Below are 20,550 nucleotides of genomic sequence, written 5' to 3' on the forward strand. Positions count from 1 at the left end.
CAGGATGGGAGAGGGGGAAGAAAGATCGATGTGAGCGAGGCGGGCGCTCAAGCCACGTTCCGCCGTTCGCCGGGCTCGGGAATGTTGAGCCCTTCGTCGGAATATTGGTTGAGCTTGTTGCGCAGGGTGCGGATCGAGATCCCGAGGATATTGGCCGCATGCGTGCGGTTGCCCCAGGTGTGGTCGAGCGTATCGAGGATCAGTTCGCGCTCCACATCGGCCACGGTGCGGCCGACCAGAGCCCGCGACATGGCTTCGGCGGTTTCGGCAAGTTGCTGGGCCGGCGAATGGATGCGCGCGGCTTCATTAAGGCCCATGCCGTCGGGCAGCACGATGGCTTCGGACCCGATCATGGTGCCGGTGGCAAGAAGCACCGCGCGATGCAGCGTGTTTTCGAGTTCACGCACATTGCCCGGCCAGGGCGCATGGAGCAGCGCCGTGCGTGCATCTTCGGAAAGCTCGCGCTTCGGGAGGCCATTGGCCTTGGCATATTTGGCGACGAAGTGATCGGCCAGCGCCACGATATCGCCCGGACGCTCGCGGAGGGCCGGAAGCTTGAGGTTGACGACGTTGAGGCGGAACAGCAGGTCTTCGCGGAACGATCCCTCGCGCACCGCTTCCGTCAGGTTGCGGTTCGAGGTGGCGAGAATGCGGATATCGACCGGCACGGGCTTGGTGCCGCCGACGCGGTCGATGACGCGCTCCTGAATGGCGCGCAGGAGCTTGGCCTGCAGGCGCACATCCATTTCCGAGATTTCGTCGAGCAGCAGCGTGCCGCCCGTGGCTTCCTCGAATTTGCCGACGCGGCGGGCGATGGCGCCGGTGAAGGCTCCCTTTTCATGGCCGAAGAGTTCGGATTCGAGCAGGGCTTCGGGAATGGCGGCGCAATTGACCGAGATGAAGGGCTTATTGGCGCGCTTGGACCGGGAATGGACGAAGCGGGCGACAACTTCCTTGCCGGTGCCGCTCTCGCCAGTGATCAGGATCGACGCCTCGGAGGCTGCGACCTGCTCGGCCATCTTGACGACGCGCTGCATGGCCGGATCGCGGAAGAGGAAATCTTCGCTGTCGCGCGACACGGCCTGGATGACCGCCGCGATCAGCATCGCATCGGGGGGCAGGGGGATATATTCCTTGGCGCCGGCGCGAATGGCGTTGACGGCGGCGGCGGCATTGGTCTCGACGCCGCAGGCGACGACGGGAATGGCGATGCGTTCGGCTTCGAGAGCGGCGATGAGACCGGCAATGTCCATCATCACGTCGACGAGCAGCAGGTCAGCGCCGCGGCCGGTGCGTAGCGCGGCCATGGCGATATCGATGCCGGGGGCGTGAGCGACCTTGGCGCCGCCATCCATGGCCATTTTGGTGGCCTGGCTCAGTTGACCTTCGAGGGCTCCGACGATGAGGAGACGCATACCAGTCACTCCCGTTCTTGTTATTGAGGCTTGATGATCTCGGTCATGGTGACGCCGAGCCGGTTTTCCACCAGCACGATTTCGCCACGGGCCACGAGGCGGTCATTGACGTAGATTTCGACGGCTTCACCAACCTGGCGGTCGAGTTCGACCACGGTGCCGGTATTGAGTTTGAGGAGGCTCGCAACCGGCATCTTGGTGCGGCCGAGCACGACCGAGACGCGCACGGGCACGTCGAACACGGCTTCGAGGTCGTCCGCGGTACGCTCGACATAGGCCTCGGCGCGGGTGTCGGAACCGGGCACGGGGATATCGCCCGCGCCAAAGTCTTCCATTTCCGCTGCGTTGGTCTCAGGATCGGTCGGGTTCATTCACCGCTCTCCTTGGCTATATGTGATCCGGCCTTGTTCGCCTTGGCGGCGAGATAGGCGGCGATTGTTTCGTTGATCTCGGTGTCGAGGCCGTCGGAATCGCGGATGAGACCGCCATCGACCCATTCGAGCCTGCCGTCGCCGAGACGGATATCGGGTTCCCCCATCACCACCAGTCGCCCGGCATAGCCGGAGGTGGCGATTTGGGCCGTGGCGATGTCGCGGATCTGGTCGGCCAGGTCTTCGTGGCAGCGGATCACCAGATGCGGCACGCCCGAAAGGCTCGGCATGCATTCGGCAATCAGCGCTTCGAGCTCCGCCGTCGGCTCGCGGCCGACGAGATGGAAAGCCAGTTTGCGACCGATGCTGACGGCGAGGCCCACGGCTTCCGCGTGGCTTTCGGCGCGTGCCTCATCGAGTGCGGCGGTCATGCTGGCGGCGTGCGCTGCAAGCGTACCCGCGGCGGCGGCAATGGTCTGGCTTGCCATGGACGTAGCATTGCCTTCGCCGGCCACCAGACCCTCGGCATAGCCCTCTTCGCGGGCCTCGCGCACGAGGCGCTCGACCACGTCCTCGGGAATGCCGACAGGCTCGGGCGGCAGCTCCGGCACGACGCTCTGGGGCAGGACCGGGCGGTCGGCCAGATCGAGATCGAAGGTGAAACGGGCAAGGGCGGCCATGGCGTCAACCGATCATCTGGTCGTCGCCCTTGGACTTGACGATGAGGATTTCCCCCTTCGCCGCCAGGTCCTTGGCAACCGACACCATGCGCGCCTGGGCTTCGTCGACGTCTTTCAGACGCACCGGGCCCATGGCCATCATGTCGTCCTGCATCAGCTTGGCTGCGCGGCTCGACATGTTTTTCAGGAAGAAATCCTTGATCTCGTCGTTGGCGCCCTTGAGGCAGAGCGCCAGTTCGCGCTTGTCGACGCGAGAGAGCAGGGTCTGGATCGCCGACATGTCGAGCTTGGCAAGGTCCTCGAAGGTGAACATGAGCGACTTGATGCGCTCGGCATCTTCGCGGCTCTTTTCTTCAAGGCTCGTGATGAAGCGCGCTTCGGTCTGGCGATCGAAGGTATTGAAGATTTCGGCCATCAGCTCATGGCTGTCGCGGCGCTTGGACGTATTGAGCGTCGAGATGAACTCGGTGCGCAAGGTCTGCTCGACCTTTTCGAGAATATCCTTCTGCACCACGTCGAGGCCGAGCATGCGCTGCACGACTTCCATGGCCAGTTCCTCGGGCAGCGAGGCGAGCACGTCGGAGGCGTGCTCCGGCGCGATCTTGGAGAGGATCACGGCAACGGTCTGTGGATATTCGTTCTTGAGATAGGCCGCCAACACGTCGGCCTGCACGTTGGAAAGCTTTTCCCACATGTTGCGGCCGGCCGGGCCGCGGATTTCTTCCATGATCGCATCGACGCGGTCCTGGGGCAGGAAGCTCAGCAGCAGGCGTTCGGTGGAGTCCGAATTGCCCGCCACATTGCCGTTGGAGGCGATGTTGGTGACAAATTCGGCCATCAGTTCGTCGAGCATGGCCGGGGTGATCGGACCCAGTTTGACCATGGCGCGCGAGAGCGTCTTGATCTCGTGTTCGTCGAGTTCTTCAAAGATCGGCTTGCCGTGGTCGGGGCCGAGCGCCAGCATCAGGGCCGCGGCCTTCTCGTCGCCCTTGAGGGCGCGATAGTTCGAAGCGCCGCCGATCTTGAGCTGGGGGCCGCCTGCGCGGGCTTCTGGGGTTTCAACGGCTTGAGCTACAAGGGCCATGTCAGATCACGCTGCGTTGGAGAGCCAGCCGCGCACGATCAGCGCTGCCTGCTTGGGGTTTTCTTCGACGAGCGAACCGACCGACTTGAGCTGCTGAAGCTGCTGCTCGCCCAGCGCCTTGGCGTCTTCGATCCAGTCGTGGTTGGCGAGAGCCGCCCGGGCCGCATCGCTCATCGGCTCGCCATTGTCGTTGCTGATGACATTGCCTTCGGCATCGAGCGTCGTGCCCTGACCCAGTTCCACTGCGGCCGGCAGGGCCAGCGGCGCGGGTTCGGGGCTGATCACCTTCTTCAAGAGCGGACGCAGCACGAAGAAGAGGAGGGCGAGGGCGATGAGCAGGGTCACGGCCATTTCCGCGCCATTCATCAGGTCGTCGCGGGTGAAGTCGAGGAGACCGCCCTGCTGGTCGGTACCGGGCGGCGCCAGTTCCGGACGCTCTGCGAACTGCATGTTGACGACTTCGACATTGTCGCCGCGTTCGGCCGAGTAGCCGACGGCCGAGCGGACCAGCGTCAGGATCTGGGCGATCTCGTCGGCCGAGCGGGCGGTATAGGTCATATTGCCCGCGCCATCGTCGGCATAGGTGCCGTCGACCACCACGGCCACCGACAGGCGCTTCAAGGCGCCGGCTTCGGTCACGGCCGTCTGGGTCTTCTTGGAAATCTCGTAGTTGACGACTTCCTCGGTCGAATTGCCCTGTTCGGTATTGCCATTGGCGGCATTGTTGCCGCTGGCGCCGGGCAGTTCATTGGCCACGGTCACCTGGCCCGCGGCCGCGCCGGACTGGTTCTGGGCTTCGCGGGTCTGGGTCGAGCGCACCACCTGGCCTTCGGGATCGAAGGTTTCTTCGGTCACGGTCGAGCGGTTGAAATCCATCTCAGCCGAGATTTCGACGCGGGCCCGGCCGGCGCCGACCACATTGGCCAGCATGTCTTCGACACGGGTGCGCAGGCGGTTTTCGAAAGCGAGTGAGCGTTCCTCGGCCTGGCCCGACATGGCGCCGAGGCCGTCGTCCTCGGTGCCGGAGGCGAGAAGATTGCCGGCATCGTCGACGATCGATACGCGCTGGGGGCTCAGGCCCTCGATGGCCGAAGCCACGAGGTGCTGGATAGCGCGGATTTCGCCGTTCGAAAGCGCGCCGCGCACGGAAAGAACGATTGATGCCGACGGGTCCTTGCGCTCGCGGCGGAAAAGTTCGCGCTCGGGCAGGACGAGGTGGACACGCGCACCCTTGATGCGCGAGAGCGAGGAAATGGTGCGGGCCAGTTCGCCTTCGAGGGCGCGAACATTGTTGATGTTCTGGACGAAGCTGGTGGCACCCAGGGTCGATTGCTGGTCGAAGATTTCGTAGCCGACCTGGCCGCGCGTGGGCAGGCCTTCACCGGCCAGGTTCATGCGCAGCGTGGTGATCTGGTCGCGCGGCACGAGAATGGTGTCGCCATCGCCGCGCAGTTCGTAAGGCACATTGGCCGTTTCGAGCTGGGAGATGATGGCCGAAGAGTCTTCGAGGCTGAGCCCGCTATAAAGCGGGGAAAGGTTCGGCGTCTGGGCTCGCATCATCAGGAAGACGAAGAAGCCCATGATCAGGACGGCGACCGTCGCCATGGCGGCCAGGCGCGCCATACCGATGCGGTTGATGAGAGTAGTTAGACTTTCCACGCTGCCACTCGAGTTTGGTCAAGTGCAATCGTCGGAGCCCCCGTCGACCGCTGGGCAAAAATTACCCATCAGATGGTAAACAATCTCTTAACCACTCGAACCAAAACGAAAAATCAGGCAAAAACTGCCTAGTCGATTCAGGAGTTAAAAATGGTTCGGGTGCTCGGCCGCGTAACCTCGATCAATGTGCGCAAGGTATTGTGGGCACTGGACGAATTGGGGATTTCCTATGAACGCGAGGATTGGGGCCTGCCGCTGCGCGACCCCAGGGAGCCCCAGTTTCTGGCGCTTAATCCCAATGCGCAGGTGCCGGTCTTCGTCGAAGACGATGGCAGCACGCTCTGGGAGAGCAATGCCATTCTCGTTTACCTCGCCCAGACCCGTAAGGCCCTCTTGCCCCAGGCGCCGCAGGCCCTTGGCCTTGCGCTGCAGTGGTTCACCTGGCAGGCAACCGAGCTCAATCCACCCTGGGGATATGCGCTCAACGCATTGGTGCGAAAGCGTCCCGGTTACGAAGACCCGGCAAAAATTGCCGAATCAATCGCCACATGGACGGCGCGGATGGACCTGCTCGAGGCGGAACTGGGGAAGGGGAGCGCCTTCATTGCCGGCGACGAATTCAGCATTGCCGATATCGTCCTCGGACTCTCGATCCATCGCTGGTTCATCGTCCCCTTCGACCATAAACCCATGCCGCATGCGCAGGCCTATTACGAACGGCTGAAGCAGCGTCCCGCGGGTGCCCGCTGGATGCCGGACGATATGGTTTAGAGTCATCCCGCTCACGGTGTCATTCCCGCGAAAGCGGGAACCCCTGTTTTGAAACGGAGGTCCCCGCTTTCGCGGGGATGACACGGGGGAATGGGAGAAATCGGTGGCGCTTCGCAGGACGGCCCACCCCAAATGCGCAAAACCCCCATGGCCTCGGGCCGTGGGGGCAACGCAATCGTCGTGACCGGGATGTCAGCCTTCTCGGTAGTGCTGAATCCAGGTTGTCCTGAGACCGGCAAGGCCATGCTTGTCGATGGCAGCCTGCCAGTTAAGAAATTCATCGACGCTCAGCGTATAGCGTTCACAAGCCTCTTCGAGGCTTAGAAGGCCACCACGCACGGCGGCAACGACTTCCGCCTTGCGGCGAATTACCCAACGACGGGTATTGGCGGGAGGCAGATCCGCAATGGTGAGCGGGCTACCGTCCGGACCGATAACGTACTTTACGCGAGGACGCATCTGTACGGTCATTTTACTCTCTACTCAACCTGACCATATGACCAAGAGAGTAGGACGGTGACCTTAAGATACCGCTAAAGGGAAACTTACAACCAGTTAAGATTACGACGGAAAATCAATCAATTGATCCGTCATGGGGACTTCATCTGTGCCGGGCGAGCGCTTCGAGAGCCTCGAAGCTTTCCTCGAGCAATGTGCCCAGCGGGCGCCTTCCTTCCTCGCGGCTCAGAGTATCGAGCGAGAGGCGCACTGCCGCTATGGCGAATGACGCCAATAGGCGCATCTGCGGCTCGGGCTCGTCGGGCCAGTGCTCGCGCAGCGCTGCAAACACCATGGCCTCATCGCGGATATAACTTGCCTGCTTGCGGGCCTGCACGGTCTCGCTCGAGTGCATCAGCCTGTCGATGGCCAAAAGGCTCTCGGGCGAATATGGCGCGACCAGAGCCAGCAGGGCGGCGCGCATGGCGTCAAGCGGGGGCCGGTGGGCAGGCTGAGCGCGGAGCGCTGCCGACAATTGCTCGCCGAGGCCCGCCTGCATCGAGATGAGGATCTCGTCCTTGGACTTAAAATAGTGAAAGAAGGTCCGGCGCGAAATGCCGGCCTCGGCGGCAATGGCGTCCAAGGTCGTCGCCTCATAGCCATGGCGGCCAAAGAGCTTCAATCCGGCATCCACGATGCGTTGCCGAGTCTCCCGCCGTTTCCTCTCCCGCACGCCTTCATCGTCACCCATCACGGTCATTGTGCAAGCCTCTTGAAATTTATGCACTCAGTGCAATATATATTTTTGCACTGAGTGCATAATTGCAAGGAAGGACGCGTCCCATGGAAAAATGGACTGCAAAAGATATCCCGTCGCAACAGGGCCGGTCGGCCATCGTCACCGGCACGGGCGGCTTGGGCTATGAAGATGCGCTGGCGCTGGCGCTCGCCGGAGCCGATGTCATCGTCGCTGGCCGCAATGCCCAAAAGGGTGCCGATGCCGTTGCCAGCATTCGTGCGGCCGTCCCCGCCGCCAAAGTCCGCTTCGAGCAACTCGATCTCGCCAGCCTCAAGTCTGTCGAAAACTTCGCCACGCGCCTCAATGGCCAATTGGACAGCCTCGACCTGCTCGTCAACAATGCCGGCGTCATGGTGCCGCCCGAAAGGCAGGAGACCGCTGACGGTTTCGAGCTGCAGTTCGGTACCAATTATCTCGGCCATTTCGCACTCACGGCGCATCTGTTGCCGCTCCTGCGGCGCGGAAAGGAGGCTCGTGTCGTCACCCTGTCCAGCATCGCTGCCCGTCCGGGAAAGATCGATTTCGATGACCTGCAGAGTCGCAAGACCTATAAACCCATGCAGGCCTATAGCCAATCCAAGCTCGCCTGCCTGATGCTCGCCTTCGAGCTGCAGCGCCGAAGCACGGCCGAGGGTTGGGGCGTGACGAGCCTTGCGGCCCATCCCGGCGTTTCCCGCACCGAGCTTTTGCACAATGCGCCGGGACGGGGCAGCCTGATAAGCGCCGCGCGCTCCGCCATGTGGTTCATATTCCAGCCGGCAGCGCAGGGCGCCTTGCCGACCCTTTATGCCGCAACATCGCCTGCCGCCGTACCGGGCGCCTATTATGGGCCGCACGCGTTCGGCGAGATTCGTGGCTATCCGGCCTTCTCGAAGGTTCCGGAGCGGGCGGCAGACCAGGCTGTCGCGCGGCGTCTCTGGCAGGTGTCCGAGCAATTGGCCGGAATTGGGGTTAGCGCGGAGGCCTGACGCTCATGCGCCGGCCTCGCGCCACCATGCATCAAGCCTTGGTTTCGTCGTCCTTGTCGGGCGTCGTCGGCGCGTCCGGAATACGGACCTCCGAAACGTCGCTCAGCGGCACCTTGGCAGCGCCAACGGTGACCATGGGCTGGCCGCTGGAGAAGTCGACGGCGCTGACAATGCCGATGGCGGAGGTCGTGACCTTGACCGGCTTGCCCGAGAGGTTCGTGCCTTCGATGGTCATCGTGTAGAGGCCATCCGGCTGCGGCTGGCCGTCGGTGGAAATACCGTCCCAGGTGAAGACGCCGTCGCCCATATTGAGCGACCCATTCTGGGAATAGACCGTGTCGCCCGAAGCGTTCTTGATGGTGATCGTGGCATTGGCCACGTTCGCCTCGGCATTGTAGCCCCACATGGCATTGGTGCCGCTGAGCTGCGTGGTCTTGCCCGAGATCGTCACCTGCTTGCCGATATAGCCCACCGCGTCCATGCGGCCGGCCGTCTGGGTCGAGGCGAGCAGGCTTTCAAGGAAAGTATTGGTCTTGAGCTGCTGTTCGACGCCGGTGAACTGCACGAGCTGCTGGGTGAACTGATTGGTATCCAGCGGATCGAGCGGGTTCTGGTTCTTGAGCTGCGTGGTCAGGATCGACAGGAAGGTGTCGAAATTCTGCGCGATCGTCTGGCGCGAGCCGGCGAGCGAGCTGTTATTTGCTGAGGACGAACCGGAAACGCCGTCGACCATGGTGAAACGTCCTTATGCCAGGATATTGAGGCCGCTCGCCTGGAGCGCGCCGCGATAAAGGGTGATGGCGGGGGCGGAGACTTCTGTCTCCTCTTGGCTATCCTGGCCGCTGCCCGACCCGCTTCGCTCCTCGCCCGAACGCTGGTTCTGATCACCGGCAAACGGGTTCTGCTTGAGCGAAAATTCGAGATTGGTCTTGCTCTGGTCGAGGCCGGCCTGTTGCAGCGCACGTTCCAGCGCGCGCTGGTCGCGCTGCATCAGGTCGAGCGTTTCGGCCTTTTCCACCGTCAGCCGCGCATGCACCTGACCATTGCTGTCGATGTCGAGCTTGACGTCGATCCGCCCCAGTTCCGCCGGGTCGAGCCGGATCTGGAAGCGCGTATTGCCGTCCGTCACCTGGCGCGACAGCTCGAAGGCGATCTGCGGCAGGTTCAATTGCTGCTGGCTCGTCTGGTAGCCGGTCTGCACCACGCGCGGCGTCGTTGCCGCATCCACCCGCTGCGGCGCATCGGCCTGCGCCGCCGCAGCAGGCGCGGTCGGCGTCAGGTTGAGGTTATTGTCCTGGCCGCCATTGGTGCGGGCCGCATGGGCCTGGGTATTCTGGCCCTTGTTCGGGGCCTCGGCCGGTTCCGTCGGCTTGGCGTCGGCCTTGCGTTCGAGGCTTTGCGGTTCGACCTTGAGTGCGGGTTCGCTGGCCTCGATCTTCGGCTCAGGCGCGGCGGTTTTCGGCGCCAATACCGGTTCGGGCATCTTGAGCTGGGCCGAAGCCAGTTCCGGTTCGGCCGGGATGGCCTTGGCAAATTCGCCGAGCCCGTCCATCAGCTTGGCAAGGCTTGCCTCGGCATTGACGTCGAGCGTCAGGCCGGCAGCACCAAGGCGCTCGCCGAGCCAGCCATTGAGCTTGGCCGCCAGTTCCGCCTCGCCGCCGCCTTCCGCCGCAACGCCCTTGGCCAGTGCCGCAAGCTGCTGCATGAGCGTCTTCACGTCCATGCCCAGCAATTGCGAGAGCTCGCCGATGGCATCCTTGATGTCGGAAAGCGCGGTGGCGTCGACGAGATCGTCCTCGCCGGCTTCGCCATCGGTTGCGCCTTCGGTCGTCAGGCCCAGCGCGGCAAGTGCGGCCAGCAGCGTATCGGCCAGCGAAGTCGTGCCGGTATCTTCGGTGCTGTCGTCCTCGGTTTCCGTCTCTGCCGGTGCGGCGGCTGCGGTCTCGGTGGTTTCAGCCGCATCCTTGGGCGCAGTCTCGGGCGTCGTCGGCTTGTTGTCGCTGCTGGTCGTGCTGCTCGGCGCCGCCGGCGCATCATTGCGCTTGGCCGGGGTCGCCGGAGCGTCGAGAAGGCGCGCGAACTGGTCGTCATTGTTGGATTTGACGGGCGGTTGCACCGGCTTTGCGGCGGAGCCGACGGCCGAGACCAAAAGATTTGCCAGTTGTGAAGCCACGATTGCGCCTCTTCGAACACGAAAGAACTCCTGCCGGACAATGCAAGAGCCTTGCCAAGTTCTCTCCGCACGCCGAGATCACAGTATTTTCAAGGCTTTACTCACCCCAAACCTTTCCAAATCCCCATGCCGCCCGCCCGGTTTCCGATGCCCTTTGGGTCAGTTTCGCCCTCAACCCGGCAATTCCTGCCGGGCAGGGCAATTGCCAGAATTGCACAATGGCGGTATGACGCGGCCTCACACTTATCCGTTGGCCCTTGACCCCATCCGGATTGGAAAGACATGTTGAATTCGCTTGATATCGCCAAGCGTCCCGAGGACACGCGCGTTGTTGTCGCCATGTCCGGGGGCGTCGACTCCTCCGTCGTTGCCGGTGTACTCGCCCGAGAGGGCTATGAAGTCATCGGCGTCACCCTGCAGCTTTACGATCATGGTGAAGCCACCCATCGGAAGGGCGCGTGCTGCGCCGGCCAGGATATCCACGACGCCCGCCGCGTCGCCGCCAAGCTCGGCATTCCGCATTACGTGCTCGACTATGAAGAGCGCTTCAAGGCCTCGGTCATCGAGCCTTTCGCCAATGCCTATCAGCAGGGCGAAACCCCGGTGCCCTGCATTGCCTGCAACCAGTCGGTAAAGTTTGTCGACCTGATGACCGTTGCGCGCGATCTCGGCGCCGACGTGCTGGCCACCGGCCACTATGTCCAGACGCGCCTTCTCGAAGATGGTCGCCGCCAGCTTTTCCGCCCGGTCGATAGCGATCGTGACCAGACCTATTTCCTCTTCGCGACCACGCAGGAACAGCTCGATTTCCTGCGCTTCCCGCTTGGCGGCCTCAGCAAGCCGGCGGTGCGTGAACTCGCCCGTGAATTCGGCCTCGATATCGCCGAAAAGCACGACAGCCAGGACATCTGCTTCGTGCCCCAGGGCAAATATGCCGACATCATCCGCAAGATGCATCCCGAGGCCCTGGCCCAGGGCGAAATCGTGCATCTCGATGGCCGCGTGCTGGGCACGCATGAAGGCATCGTCAATTATACCATCGGCCAGCGCAAGGGCCTCGGTGTCGCCGCGGGCGAGCCGCTCTATGTCGTAAAACTCGACCATCGCAGCGGCCGCGTCATCGTCGGCCCGCGCGAAGCGCTCAAGACGCACACGGTCAGGCTCCGCGACGTCAACTGGCTCGGCGCCACCCCGCTGGCCGAAGCCAGCGCCGGCAATGGCGCCCCTGTCGAAGTAAAAGTCCGCTCCACCCGCGGTCCCCAGCCGGCCGTGATCCAGATGCAGGGCGGCGAGGTTTTCGTGACCCTCGTCACTGGTGAGTACGGCATTTCGCCGGGCCAGGCCTGCGTCTTTTATGCAGATGATAGCCAGACGGCGGAAGTCTTGGGTGGCGGGTTTATCGCTGAAGCGGTACCGCAGGCTCTGGTGGCCTGAAACCTCGGCCACCAATCACAGGATGTCACCCCGGCGAAGGCCGGGGCCCATCCTGAGGTGTTTTGGTCCTCACCAATCTATCGGGGCCTGCCGTCAACCGGGGCTGGGCCCCGGCCTTCGCCGGGGTGACGGCGGTGGGTGTGGGAGCTCGGGCCGGAAATCTCGCGCAGAGCGCATCTCGCCCTTTGGCGAGGTCGACGGTGAAGCCGGCCATTAGGGCCTTCCCTCCGCCATATCCCGCCCATTCCACAAGTGACCGATGCCCCTCGCGGCCTTCGCAGCCCCTACTGCCCCGACTGCTCCACCGTCGGCTCCTTCGCCGCATTGGCCGCCTCCCGCAGCGCCTGATACTGCCCCAGCCCACCCATCATCATGGAAATGGCGATCAGCACCACCACCGCGCCCATGGCGAGAATGAAGATGCGCGTACGGTTCAGCTTGAAGGGGCTTTCGGACATGCTCGTCTCCATACAGAAAAATTTCGGCGACGACCAAAGGATTGCAGCAGCACCGGCGTCCTACAGCTAAACTAGCTGCAAAGAGGCTTTCTGTGCAGGCACGATTGGTGGGACTGACTGCCGCATCCATACCCGATCCATTGGCCGCCCTTACCGAGGCGCTGGTTCGGCGCGCGCAAAATGGCGATGCCGAGGCTTTTGCCGAGCTGATCGAGGACCAATATGACCGCATCTACCGCACCGCCTGGCGATGGTGCGGCAATGGTCACGATGCCGAGGACATAGCGCAGGATGTCTGCGTCCGCCTCGGGGCGGCGCTGCAATCTTTCGATGGCCGCAGCGCCTTTTCAAGATGGGTCTATCGCATCACGCTCAACATGGTCCGCGACTGGCAACGCGCCGGCCGCCGCCGGGGCGCCCATGTCGACGCCTATGCCGAGATCGCCCCGACCGAAGAGGCGGCAACCCAGGAAGACGCCGCCACCAGCAGCCAGCTCTGGGCCGCCGTGCGAAACCTTCCGGAAAAGCAGCGCGATGCCGTGCTGCTCGTTTATGCCGAAGAGATGAGCCACGCCCAGGCCGCCGAGATCATGGGGATCAAGGAGGCCACCGTTTCCTTTCACGTCCACGAAGCCCGCAAGACCTTGAGGGGGCTACTATGACCGATCACCGCCCCGATCCCTTCGAAACTCTGGGCCAGTCGCCCGTGCCGCCGCCGCGTGCCTCTGCCAAGGCCGCAGCGCTTGCTGCCGCCCGCGCCGCCTATGCCGAAGCCGAAACCAAAAAAAACGCTGGTTCGACCCAAGGATCGGATCGCGGCTGCCGTCACATGTCCATCAAAGAAATCCTGAAGGGACTTTCGATCATGGACATCCGCATTCCTCTCGGCACCACCGCCGTGGCCCTGCTGCTCCTGCCGCTCGGCTACCAGCTCTATTCGACGACCGCGATGACCTCGCTCGAGACGCCGCCGCGCCCGCAGATTGCAACGCCTGCCGTCGAGCCGGTCTCCCCTCGCGCCCGCGAAGAGGTGGTCGACATCACCGTGCAGCAAGCGCCGGCCGAGGTCGCCGCCGATAGCGATGCCCTGGCGGCTCCCGAACCCATGCTGCTCGAAACCGAAGCCGCGCCGGAAATGCGCATGGTCGCTCCGCCGCCGATGCCAGCCCCGACGCCAGCAATTGCGCCCTCTCTCTCGGCCGTCCAGAACGAAGCCTATGGCGGCGCACCAGCCACCGGCCTTGCCAAGCAGAGCGTCGTCACCGACGAGATGGGTCGCATCGCGCCGCTGCCCAGCGGCGACGAATTCACCAGCTTTGACGAGCAGCGCCTGAAGGTCGCCGCCGAAGAGCCGGTCTCGACCTTTTCCATCGACGTCGACACCGCAAGCTATTCATACGCCCGTCGGATGCTCGAAGACGGCTATGTGCCCGAGCCCGATGCCGTGCGCATTGAGGAATTGATCAATTATTTCCCCTATGACTACCCCGCCGCGCCCAGCGCCGAGGTGCCGTTCCAGCCGACCCTGAAAGTCTTCCCGACGCCGTGGAACGACAAGACGCAGATCCTCTCCATTGGTATCCGCGGCTTTGAGCCGCCGGCGGAAGCCATTGCGCCGAGCAATCTCGTCTTCCTCGTGGACACATCCGGCTCCATGGACGAGCCCGACAAGCTGCCCTTGCTGAAGCGCTCCTTCGCGCTGCTGCTCGACCAGCTTTCGGAAAAGGACACGGTGTCTATCGTTGCCTATGCCGGTTCGGCCGGCGTCGTGCTCGAACCCACTGCGGCCAGCGAGAAGGCAAAAATCCTGTCTGCGCTCGACGAACTCGGGGCAGGGGGCTCGACAGCCGGTGCCGAAGGCATCGAATTGGCCTATCGCCTCGCCGAAGAAGGCAAGACCAACGGCACCAATCGCGTCATCCTCGCCACCGATGGCGACTTCAATGTCGGCATCGACGATCCCGATGCATTGAAGCAGTTCATCGCCAAGAAGCGCCAGTCGGGCATCAGCCTCTCGGTGCTCGGCTTTGGCCGCGGCAATCTCGACGATGCGACCATGCAGGCCCTGGCCCAGAACGGCAATGGCAATGCCAGCTACATTTCAAACTTCGCCGAAGCCAAGAAAGTGCTGGTCGAGGAAGTGGGCGGCACGCTCCACACCATTGCCCAGGACGTGAAAATCCAGGTCGAGTTCAACCCGGCCCTGGTGTCGGAATATCGCCTCATCGGCTACGAGACCCGGCATCTGGAACGCGAAGATTTCAACAATGACGCGGTGGATGCCGGCGATATCGGCGCCGGCCACACGGTCACCGCGCTTTATGAAATCACCCCGGTCGGCGCCGGCCAGGTCGATCCCCTGCGCTATGGCAGCGGCGAAACGGCGACCGGCGGCAGCGATGAAATCGCGTTCCTCAAAATGCGCTACAAGCTGCCGGGCGAAAGCGTCAGCCAGTTGATTGAACAACCGGTTACCCCCGAGGTCGTCTACGACGACATCAATCTCGCCGGCAGTGACGCCCAGTTCGCCACCGCCGTCGCCGCCTTCGGCCAAAAGCTCAAGGGCAGCGTCTATGGAGCCGACATGACCTGGGCCGAAATTGAAGCCTTGGCCAAGTCCGGCCGTGGCGAAGACGAAGGCGGCTACCGCGCCGAGTTCATCCGTCTTGTCGGGGACGCCGCGCTGCTCGAACCCGACGCCAGGTAAGGGGCAATTCCCAGTCCTGCCAAACCATGCCAGTCTGGCCCCAATCACAGGAGGCCAGACTGCGCAGTTTCGATTTCAGTTCCTGGGAAAGCGTGCTCGGCACGCTGATCGGCATCGCCCTCTTCGCCCTGGTCGGCATCGGCATCCGCCTTCTGGTCATGACCACCATCCAGCAGCGCCAGCAGCGGATGAACCGCCAGATCAACGAGCGCCTGCGCACCCTGATTGCCGCCTATAAGGTCTTGGGCGGGTCCTTCACCGGCAATCTCACCGTCAACCCTGCTCACAAGCGCGATGAAAAGCGCGCTGGGGAAGACGAGACCACCGAAATCATCACCGGCTCCGACCGCCAGCGCCGCATCCGCGACGATGTCGAGGCCTCGCTTTCCGACATCATCCTGCTCGGCACCGAGGAGCATGTGCGCCTTGCCGAAAAGGCCGCGCGCGACCTCGTCGCCGGCCAAGCCGTCCGCACCGATGCCCTGGTCGTTTCCCTGCGCGATTTCATCCGCAAGGCGCTCGACCTCGATCCCGTCCCCGCCGATCTCGCCATTCCCGTCCAGGGCCCCAAACGCCCCTCCGCCAGCTCTGGTCGGGGCAAGGGTGAAGGCGGCGGCGAAGGTGGCCGCCAGGGCGGCGGTGGAGGAGGAGGAGGAGGTGGCGGCGGCATGGGAATGGGTATGGGTATGGGCGGCGGAAGCGCCGATGATCCCGAGGCCTCCCGCTGACACCCAACAAAAAGACCGGCCACCAAAGTGACCAGCCTTCAATCTTTAGACCAGCGGCTTCAAGCCAGCCTCGATCTGCGCCCGCTGGCTTTCGAGGAAGGGCGGCAGCGACAGCTTTTCGCCCAGCGTTTCCATCGGCTCGTCCGCGGCAAAGCCAGGAACATCGGTGGCGATTTCGAACAAGATCCCGTTCGGCTCGCGGAAATAGAGCGAGGTGAAGTAGAACCGCTCGACTTCGCCCGAAGAGCGGATGCCAAAGCTATTCACCCGCTCGATCCATTCGCGTAAGGAATTCTCGTCCGGCGTGCGGAAGGCCACATGGTGCACACCGCCGGCACCGGGCCGAGCGTTGGGCAGGCTCGGATCGACCGACACATGCAGTTCCGCCGACGGGCCGCCCGGGCCCATTTCATAGACGAAGGTTTCCCCGCCGCGTTCGCGGGCCGGATAGTGCCGCACCTGCCGCATGTTCATCACGCGGGTGAGCATGGCATCGGTCGGCTCGAGCTTTGGTACCGACAGGGTGATCGGGCCAAGGCCAATGATCTGCTTGTCCGCCGGCAGCGGCAACTTGGCCCAGGGGATCACCTTGTTGGCGCCATCGACAACCAGGCGAAACCGCTGACCTTCAAAATCCTCGAAATCCATCGAGACATGGCCAAAGCGTTCCTTGATGCCGCTCGTGGACACCTTGCTTGCTTCCAGATGCTCCTTCCACCACTGCAGCGTCTCTTCGCTATCGACGCGCAGGCCCGTGCGGCCCACCGTATGGTTGCCGCGCTGTTCGCGCATGGTGGGGAAATCGAAGAAGGTCAGGTCCGCGCCCGGCGAAGCGACGCCATCGCCATAAAAGAGGTGATAGGCCGAGGTATCGTCCTGGTTCACCGTCTTCTTGATCAGGCGCATGCCCAGCGTTTCGGTATAAAATTTGAGGTTGCGCGGTGCGTCCGCGGTTACGGCTGTCAGGTGGTGGATGCCGCCAAGTTCCAGGGTCATTTTTCCAAAACTCCCAATATCGCGGCGTCCTGCGCCGTGTTCGAATATGAATGTAGGCGACCCCATCCGCTATTCCCAGCGATACAATTGCAACGCACTGGTGTCGATTATTGAACGACTACTCCTCCGGGTGCGCAACGCTCACAGGCGAAACCCCGAACTGCGCCTTGAAAGCCCGGCTGAAGGCCGCGTCCGATTCATAGCCCACCCGCCGCGCCACATCGCTCACCCGCGTCCGTCCGCCCTTGAGCATTTCATTGGCCAGCAGCAGCCGCCAGCGCGTCTGATAGTGCAGCGGCGCCGCCCCGATCAGGCTCGTAAACCGCTCGGCAAAGCTCGATCGCGACATGCCGGCAATATCGGCCAGTTCGGCCACGCTGCGCCGCTCGAATGGTGCGTCGTGAATGGTTTTGAGCGCCCGGCTGATCCGGATATCGGCCAGCGCCCCCAGCCATCCCTTGTTCTCGGGCGGCGCCTTGTGCACCCAGGTCCGCATGGCGCGGATCACCAGCACGTCGATCAGCCGCGAAATCATGATGGCCGCGCCCGATTGCGGCGCCCTGGCCTCGGCATGGAGATAATGCGCCAGCCCGTCGAGCCAGCCAGCCTCCTCGGCCAGCGCCTCGCGCGAAATATGGATGATCGAGGGCAGCACGGCGAGCATGGAGGGCAGGTTGTCGCCCTCGAAGCGAAAGGCCCCGCTGATCAGGTTGGTCGCAGCCCCGCCGCCGCCAAGGCTGATGGTCAGGCTCTCTTCCTTCATCTGCGCAAAGAGCACCAGCCGCGCCGAAACCGGCTTGCCATCCGGCGTGCCGATCACATGCCCGCGCCCCTGCGGCAAGACCAGGAGGTCACCCGGCCCGGCCTCGATCACGCGCCCGTCGCTGGCACTGACGCGCATCGCGCCATCCTGCATGACGTGAAAATAGGCCGAACCGGCATCAAAATTCAGCGCCCAGGGCGCGGTGAGTTCGGCTGAAAAGACCAGTTCACCGCGCAATTTGATCAGTGTGAGGACCTGCGAGAGCAGATCAACGCGCGATGCCATCATGGGAAAAGCGGCGTCGGATTCCGGAGCAAGAGGTCCGGAGGCGCGGTCATGGCTGTTCATGCTGCAAGCCTCTAAATAGAGCCCATCACTTGGCGAGGAAATCAAGCAATCCTCGGCCGAAACGCAAAATCCAACAAGCACACGCTAGCGCAAAGCCAGCGGCAGGGGAACTTTGCCGATCGTCCAACCTCGCCCAAATTTTGGAGATGAAAATGAAAACCGCACTATCCGCCCTCATGCTTGCCGCCGCCGCAATCGGGGTTACCGCCACCACGGCTCAGGAAGCCAAGAACATCGTCCTCGTGCACGGCGCCTTTGCCGATGAAAGCTCCTGGGACAAGGTTGCCGCCATCCTCTCGGCCAAGGGTTTTAATGTCACCCAGGTCGCGAATCCCCTGACCTCGCTGGCCGATGACGTCGCCGCCACCAAGGCTGCCCTCGACGCCCAGGATGGCCCGACCGTCCTTGTCGCCCATTCCTGGGGCGGTGTGGTCATCGGCGAAGCCGGTGCCGACGAGAAGGTGAAGTCGCTGGTCTATGTCTCGGCTTTCGCGCCGGACAAGGGCGAAACGCTCAATGCGCTGCTCTCGGGCGGCGAACCCAGTGAAGGCGTCAAAGCCATCCGTCCCAATGAACAGGGCGGCCTGATTTTTGACCCCGCCAGTTTCCCGGCGCTCTTTGCCGGCGATCTGCCCCAGGAAGAAGCCGAAGCCATGGCCGCAAGCCAGTTGCCGTCCAACCCGGCCAATTTCGACGCCGTCGCCGAAGTTGCCGCCTGGCATGGCAAGCCGAACTTCTACGTCGTTACCTCCGAGGATCTGGTGATCCCGCCCGATGCCCAGCGCTTCTTTGCCGGCCGTATAGGCGCCACCACCACCGAGATCGCCGCCAGCCATTCCGGCCTCGTCTCGCAGGCCGAAGCGGTGGCGAAAGTCATCGAAGACGCGGCTCGCTAAGGCGGGTCCTTCTACCCCCCCACCCTCATTCTCTCCCCACAAGGGGGAGGGAGGCGCTGGCCTCGATGCCCCGGTTCCTTCGTCTCCCTCTCCCTTGTGGGGAGGGATCAAGGGTGGGGGCGGGGAGCCACTCAACCCACAGGAGATCATCATGACCAACACAGAAAAATGCGACGGCCGCCTCGGCCTCCAAATTCACGCAATCGTCTTCGCGGCAACCATGGCTCTGCTCTTTGCCATCAATCTCTTCACCGGCGCCCCCTTCTGGGCCCTGTGGGTCTTCCTCGCCTGGGGCATCGGCCTTGCTGCCCACGCCATCAGCTTTGCAGCAACGCGCCGCCACAAGCTGGCACGCGCCTGATCAGCCGGCCCGCAGCGGCGTCAGAAACGTCAGGATGGAGTTGGGTTCGACAATAAGCTCGCGCAGCTTCGCGTTGAAGACGGCTCCATAGTCCGCGGCGATATGGGCGGCGAAAGCGGCCTTGTCGCGATAGATTTCATAGACGACGAATTTGCCTTCATCGTCCAGCCGCTGGAAGCAATCAAAGGCCACATTGCCGGGCTCGCGCCGCACATCGGCCGCCAACCCCGCCAACAGAACAGCCACCCTTTCGACGTACCCCGCCCGCGCCGTAAATTCGGCAATCAGCGAAACCGGACCCTGCTCCGGCAGGTTGTTCAAAATGTCCATCTTTGCTCCTGGCAGTGATCTCGTTCCAACCTCGATTGTCACCCCGGCGAAGGCCGGGGCCCATCTCCAAATCTCAGGATGGATCCCGGCCTTCGCCGGGATGACAGACAGTAAGTGATGAAGCGCTTCGGCAACCCTTCGTTATCAACGAGAAAGGCCCACATCTTGCTCCCCATGAGCACCTGGTCAGTCAAACTACTGGCAAAAAATATTAGTCGAAATGCCGGCGCGGCGTTCGTCCTATGACTGAATCCAAGGAGGACACTGCAATGAAGCCGATCATTACCGCATTCGAGAATTCACCCGATGGCGGCCAGGGCCTCGCCCGCGACATGCGCGTGCGGTGGGCCATGGAAGAAGTCGGGCTCGCCTATGACGTGCGCCTCGTCTCTTTCAAGAGCATGAAGCAGCAGGCGCACACATCGCGCCAGCCCTTCGGGCAGATCCCGACCTATGAGGAGGGCGGTATCGTAATTTTCGAATCCGGTGCTATCGTTCTCCACATCGCCCAGCATCATCCTGGCCTCTTGCCCGCCGATGAACCTGGCCAGGCTCGCGCCATGGCCTGGCTCTTTGCCGCCCTCAACAGCATCGAACCAACGATCGTCGAACGCGAGCGGGTTTACTTTACCGAGCGCGACGAGTCCTGGTACCGGGCCCGCCTGCCGTTCATCGACGAACAGATCCGTTCGCGCCTCGACCCTCTCTCGGCGCGCCTCGGCGATGCCGACTGGCTCGATGGTGCCTTCAGCGTCGGCGACCTGATGATGGTCATGGTCCTGCGTCGGCTCGAACCCGAAATGCTCGCGGAATACGCCAACCTCTCGGCCTATGTAGCCCGCGGCGAACGCCGTCCAGCCTATCAACGCGCCTTCGCCGCGCAAAAGGCGGTGGCTGACGCGGCAAGGGCAGGGTGATGGTTGATACGCATATAAATCACCTACCACCCCTCCGCCCTAATCACGCCACTCGCCCCACCCACCGCCCGTCATCCTCGGGCTTGACCCGAGGACACTTCACTTCATGCGCCGCCGGCAAGTACAGCGCCCTCGGGTCAAGCAACCGTGGATCAGTCTGCAAAAGCTATGTCGGTTCTGGCGATGGCGTTGAGGATTGTGATGAGTTTCCGGACGGTTGCGATCATAGCAAGTTTGAATGGTTTGCCGCGGGC

General features: G+C 63.0%; 22 protein-coding genes. 9 read left to right on the top strand and 13 right to left on the bottom strand.

Annotated features, from left to right (window positions below; all coding sequences use genetic code 11):
• Positions 1 to 47 precede the first annotated feature (47 nt).
• From flbD to fliF, 5 genes are read right to left on the bottom strand one after another with little or no spacing between them, the layout of a single operon-like run.
• A complete protein-coding gene (gene flbD / locus JP75_RS18280) occupies positions 48 to 1,415 on the bottom strand; it encodes a sigma-54-dependent transcriptional regulator FlbD (RefSeq protein ID WP_035085771.1) in 1,368 nt (455 codons plus the stop codon).
• 20 nt (positions 1,416 to 1,435) lie between these two features.
• Positions 1,436 to 1,786: a flagellar motor switch protein FliN gene (gene fliN, locus JP75_RS18285; RefSeq protein WP_035085772.1), complete on the bottom strand. Its 351-nt coding sequence runs from the start codon at positions 1,784 to 1,786 to the stop codon at positions 1,436 to 1,438.
• Positions 1,783 to 2,466, bottom strand: a complete 684-nt coding sequence (locus JP75_RS25485) for a FliH/SctL family protein (RefSeq protein WP_051960905.1) — start codon at positions 2,464 to 2,466, stop codon at positions 1,783 to 1,785. The genes fliN and JP75_RS25485 overlap by 4 nt, the downstream gene beginning before the upstream one ends.
• A 4-nt stretch (positions 2,467 to 2,470) precedes the next feature.
• The gene (gene fliG / locus JP75_RS18295; RefSeq protein ID WP_084587782.1) at positions 2,471 to 3,550 is read right to left on the bottom strand and encodes a flagellar motor switch protein FliG; all 1,080 of its coding nucleotides are present in this window, start codon (positions 3,548 to 3,550) and stop codon (positions 2,471 to 2,473) included.
• Between the two features lie 6 nt (positions 3,551 to 3,556).
• Positions 3,557 to 5,209, bottom strand: a complete 1,653-nt coding sequence (gene fliF, locus JP75_RS18300; RefSeq protein ID WP_035085773.1) for a flagellar basal-body MS-ring/collar protein FliF — start codon at positions 5,207 to 5,209, stop codon at positions 3,557 to 3,559.
• A 150-nt stretch (positions 5,210 to 5,359) separates the two neighbouring features.
• On the opposite strand from fliF, the gene JP75_RS18305 reads away from it, so the two are divergent.
• Positions 5,360 to 5,980 (top strand): glutathione S-transferase family protein, encoded by a 621-nt coding sequence (locus tag JP75_RS18305; protein WP_035085774.1) that lies wholly within the window; start codon positions 5,360 to 5,362, stop codon positions 5,978 to 5,980.
• A gap of 192 nt (positions 5,981 to 6,172) precedes the next feature.
• Here the strand turns inward: JP75_RS18305 and sciP are convergent, their stop codons facing one another.
• Both sciP and JP75_RS18315 read right to left on the bottom strand, forming a co-directional pair.
• Complete coding sequence (gene sciP / locus JP75_RS18310; protein ID WP_035085775.1) at positions 6,173 to 6,451, bottom strand: CtrA inhibitor SciP; 279 nt, start codon at positions 6,449 to 6,451, stop codon at positions 6,173 to 6,175.
• Between the two features lie 130 nt (positions 6,452 to 6,581).
• Positions 6,582 to 7,178, bottom strand: a complete 597-nt coding sequence (locus JP75_RS18315; protein ID WP_084587784.1) for a TetR/AcrR family transcriptional regulator — start codon at positions 7,176 to 7,178, stop codon at positions 6,582 to 6,584.
• Between the two features lie 83 nt (positions 7,179 to 7,261).
• Between JP75_RS18315 and JP75_RS18320 the strand changes: the two genes are divergently transcribed.
• Positions 7,262 to 8,185, top strand: coding sequence for an SDR family oxidoreductase (locus JP75_RS18320; protein WP_035085776.1), 924 nt, complete (start codon positions 7,262 to 7,264; stop codon positions 8,183 to 8,185).
• Positions 8,186 to 8,216: 31 nt separating this feature from the next.
• Here JP75_RS18320 and JP75_RS18325 read toward each other — a convergent pair whose 3' ends face one another.
• Together JP75_RS18325 and JP75_RS18330 are read right to left on the bottom strand one after the other, a co-directional pair.
• Positions 8,217 to 8,918: a flagellar hook assembly protein FlgD gene (locus tag JP75_RS18325; protein ID WP_035085778.1), complete on the bottom strand. Its 702-nt coding sequence runs from the start codon at positions 8,916 to 8,918 to the stop codon at positions 8,217 to 8,219.
• A gap of 12 nt (positions 8,919 to 8,930) precedes the next feature.
• Positions 8,931 to 10,358, bottom strand: coding sequence for a flagellar hook-length control protein FliK (locus JP75_RS18330; protein ID WP_152565907.1), 1,428 nt, complete (start codon positions 10,356 to 10,358; stop codon positions 8,931 to 8,933).
• Between the two features lie 282 nt (positions 10,359 to 10,640).
• Here JP75_RS18330 and mnmA point away from each other — a divergent pair, with 282 nt between their 5' ends.
• A complete protein-coding gene (gene mnmA / locus JP75_RS18335; RefSeq protein ID WP_051960907.1) occupies positions 10,641 to 11,792 on the top strand; it encodes a tRNA 2-thiouridine(34) synthase MnmA in 1,152 nt (383 codons plus the stop codon).
• Between the two features lie 284 nt (positions 11,793 to 12,076).
• On the opposite strand, the gene JP75_RS26635 is transcribed toward mnmA, so the two are convergent.
• Positions 12,077 to 12,250 carry a hypothetical protein gene (locus tag JP75_RS26635; protein ID WP_160194722.1) on the bottom strand — a complete coding sequence of 58 codons (174 nt, stop codon included), beginning with the start codon at positions 12,248 to 12,250 and terminating at the stop codon, positions 12,077 to 12,079.
• A 107-nt stretch (positions 12,251 to 12,357) separates the two neighbouring features.
• Here JP75_RS26635 and JP75_RS18340 point away from each other — a divergent pair, with 107 nt between their 5' ends.
• Genes JP75_RS18340 through JP75_RS26880 form a run of 3 tightly spaced genes read left to right on the top strand, consistent with a single transcriptional unit; the run spans position 12,358 to position 15,685 of the window.
• The gene (locus tag JP75_RS18340; RefSeq protein WP_244446352.1) at positions 12,358 to 12,912 is read left to right on the top strand and encodes an RNA polymerase sigma factor; all 555 of its coding nucleotides are present in this window, start codon (positions 12,358 to 12,360) and stop codon (positions 12,910 to 12,912) included.
• Positions 12,909 to 14,957, top strand: coding sequence for a vWA domain-containing protein (locus JP75_RS18345; protein ID WP_035085781.1), 2,049 nt, complete (start codon positions 12,909 to 12,911; stop codon positions 14,955 to 14,957). Before JP75_RS18340 ends, JP75_RS18345 begins: the two co-directional genes overlap by 4 nt.
• Before the next feature lie 26 nt (positions 14,958 to 14,983).
• Positions 14,984 to 15,685 (top strand): hypothetical protein, encoded by a 702-nt coding sequence (locus JP75_RS26880; protein ID WP_035085783.1) that lies wholly within the window; start codon positions 14,984 to 14,986, stop codon positions 15,683 to 15,685.
• 45 nt (positions 15,686 to 15,730) lie between these two features.
• On the opposite strand, the gene JP75_RS18355 is transcribed toward JP75_RS26880, so the two are convergent.
• Both JP75_RS18355 and JP75_RS18360 read right to left on the bottom strand, forming a co-directional pair.
• Positions 15,731 to 16,681: a ring-cleaving dioxygenase gene (locus JP75_RS18355; protein WP_035085785.1), complete on the bottom strand. Its 951-nt coding sequence runs from the start codon at positions 16,679 to 16,681 to the stop codon at positions 15,731 to 15,733.
• 118 nt (positions 16,682 to 16,799) lie between these two features.
• Entirely contained in the window at positions 16,800 to 17,792 is a 993-nt protein-coding gene (locus JP75_RS18360; RefSeq protein ID WP_035085786.1) for an AraC family transcriptional regulator, read from the bottom strand.
• A gap of 152 nt (positions 17,793 to 17,944) precedes the next feature.
• Between JP75_RS18360 and JP75_RS18365 the strand changes: the two genes are divergently transcribed.
• Together JP75_RS18365 and JP75_RS18370 are read left to right on the top strand one after the other, a co-directional pair.
• The gene (locus JP75_RS18365) at positions 17,945 to 18,688 is read left to right on the top strand and encodes an alpha/beta fold hydrolase (protein WP_035085788.1); all 744 of its coding nucleotides are present in this window, start codon (positions 17,945 to 17,947) and stop codon (positions 18,686 to 18,688) included.
• 151 nt (positions 18,689 to 18,839) lie between these two features.
• Positions 18,840 to 19,049 (top strand): 2TM domain-containing protein, encoded by a 210-nt coding sequence (locus JP75_RS18370; RefSeq protein WP_035085790.1) that lies wholly within the window; start codon positions 18,840 to 18,842, stop codon positions 19,047 to 19,049.
• Here the strand turns inward: JP75_RS18370 and JP75_RS18375 are convergent, their stop codons facing one another.
• Positions 19,050 to 19,379, bottom strand: a complete 330-nt coding sequence (locus JP75_RS18375; protein WP_051960908.1) for a putative quinol monooxygenase — start codon at positions 19,377 to 19,379, stop codon at positions 19,050 to 19,052. It abuts the gene before it with no gap.
• Between the two features lie 269 nt (positions 19,380 to 19,648).
• Between JP75_RS18375 and JP75_RS18380 the strand changes: the two genes are divergently transcribed.
• On the top strand, positions 19,649 to 20,296 hold the full coding sequence (locus JP75_RS18380) for a glutathione S-transferase family protein (protein WP_035085792.1): 648 nt from the start codon (positions 19,649 to 19,651) through the stop codon (positions 20,294 to 20,296).
• Positions 20,297 to 20,550: the final 254 nt, after the last annotated feature.

The organism is Devosia riboflavina (genome assembly GCF_000743575.1).
Lineage (GTDB): Bacteria > Pseudomonadota > Alphaproteobacteria > Rhizobiales > Devosiaceae > Devosia > Devosia riboflavina.

Coding starts and splice junctions, on each gene's coding strand:
- JP75_RS18355 (WP_035085785.1), bottom strand. CDS start 16,681: ATGACCCTGGAACTTGGCGGCATCCACCACCTGACAGCCGTAACCGCG.
- JP75_RS18360 (WP_035085786.1), bottom strand. CDS start 17,792: ATGAACAGCCATGACCGCGCCTCCGGACCTCTTGCTCCGGAATCCGAC.
- JP75_RS18380 (WP_035085792.1), top strand. CDS start 19,649: ATGAAGCCGATCATTACCGCATTCGAGAATTCACCCGATGGCGGCCAG.
- JP75_RS18305 (WP_035085774.1), top strand. CDS start 5,360: ATGGTTCGGGTGCTCGGCCGCGTAACCTCGATCAATGTGCGCAAGGTA.
- mnmA (WP_051960907.1), top strand. CDS start 10,641: ATGTTGAATTCGCTTGATATCGCCAAGCGTCCCGAGGACACGCGCGTT.
- JP75_RS18320 (WP_035085776.1), top strand. CDS start 7,262: ATGGAAAAATGGACTGCAAAAGATATCCCGTCGCAACAGGGCCGGTCG.
- JP75_RS18325 (WP_035085778.1), bottom strand. CDS start 8,918: ATGGTCGACGGCGTTTCCGGTTCGTCCTCAGCAAATAACAGCTCGCTC.
- JP75_RS18315 (WP_084587784.1), bottom strand. CDS start 7,178: ATGACCGTGATGGGTGACGATGAAGGCGTGCGGGAGAGGAAACGGCGG.
- JP75_RS26635 (WP_160194722.1), bottom strand. CDS start 12,250: ATGTCCGAAAGCCCCTTCAAGCTGAACCGTACGCGCATCTTCATTCTC.
- fliN (WP_035085772.1), bottom strand. CDS start 1,786: ATGAACCCGACCGATCCTGAGACCAACGCAGCGGAAATGGAAGACTTT.
- JP75_RS25485 (WP_051960905.1), bottom strand. CDS start 2,466: ATGGCCGCCCTTGCCCGTTTCACCTTCGATCTCGATCTGGCCGACCGC.
- JP75_RS18375 (WP_051960908.1), bottom strand. CDS start 19,379: ATGGACATTTTGAACAACCTGCCGGAGCAGGGTCCGGTTTCGCTGATT.
- JP75_RS26880 (WP_035085783.1), top strand. CDS start 14,984: ATGCCAGTCTGGCCCCAATCACAGGAGGCCAGACTGCGCAGTTTCGAT.
- fliG (WP_084587782.1), bottom strand. CDS start 3,550: ATGGCCCTTGTAGCTCAAGCCGTTGAAACCCCAGAAGCCCGCGCAGGC.
- JP75_RS18365 (WP_035085788.1), top strand. CDS start 17,945: ATGAAAACCGCACTATCCGCCCTCATGCTTGCCGCCGCCGCAATCGGG.
- JP75_RS18345 (WP_035085781.1), top strand. CDS start 12,909: ATGACCGATCACCGCCCCGATCCCTTCGAAACTCTGGGCCAGTCGCCC.
- sciP (WP_035085775.1), bottom strand. CDS start 6,451: ATGACCGTACAGATGCGTCCTCGCGTAAAGTACGTTATCGGTCCGGAC.
- JP75_RS18370 (WP_035085790.1), top strand. CDS start 18,840: ATGACCAACACAGAAAAATGCGACGGCCGCCTCGGCCTCCAAATTCAC.
- flbD (WP_035085771.1), bottom strand. CDS start 1,415: ATGCGTCTCCTCATCGTCGGAGCCCTCGAAGGTCAACTGAGCCAGGCC.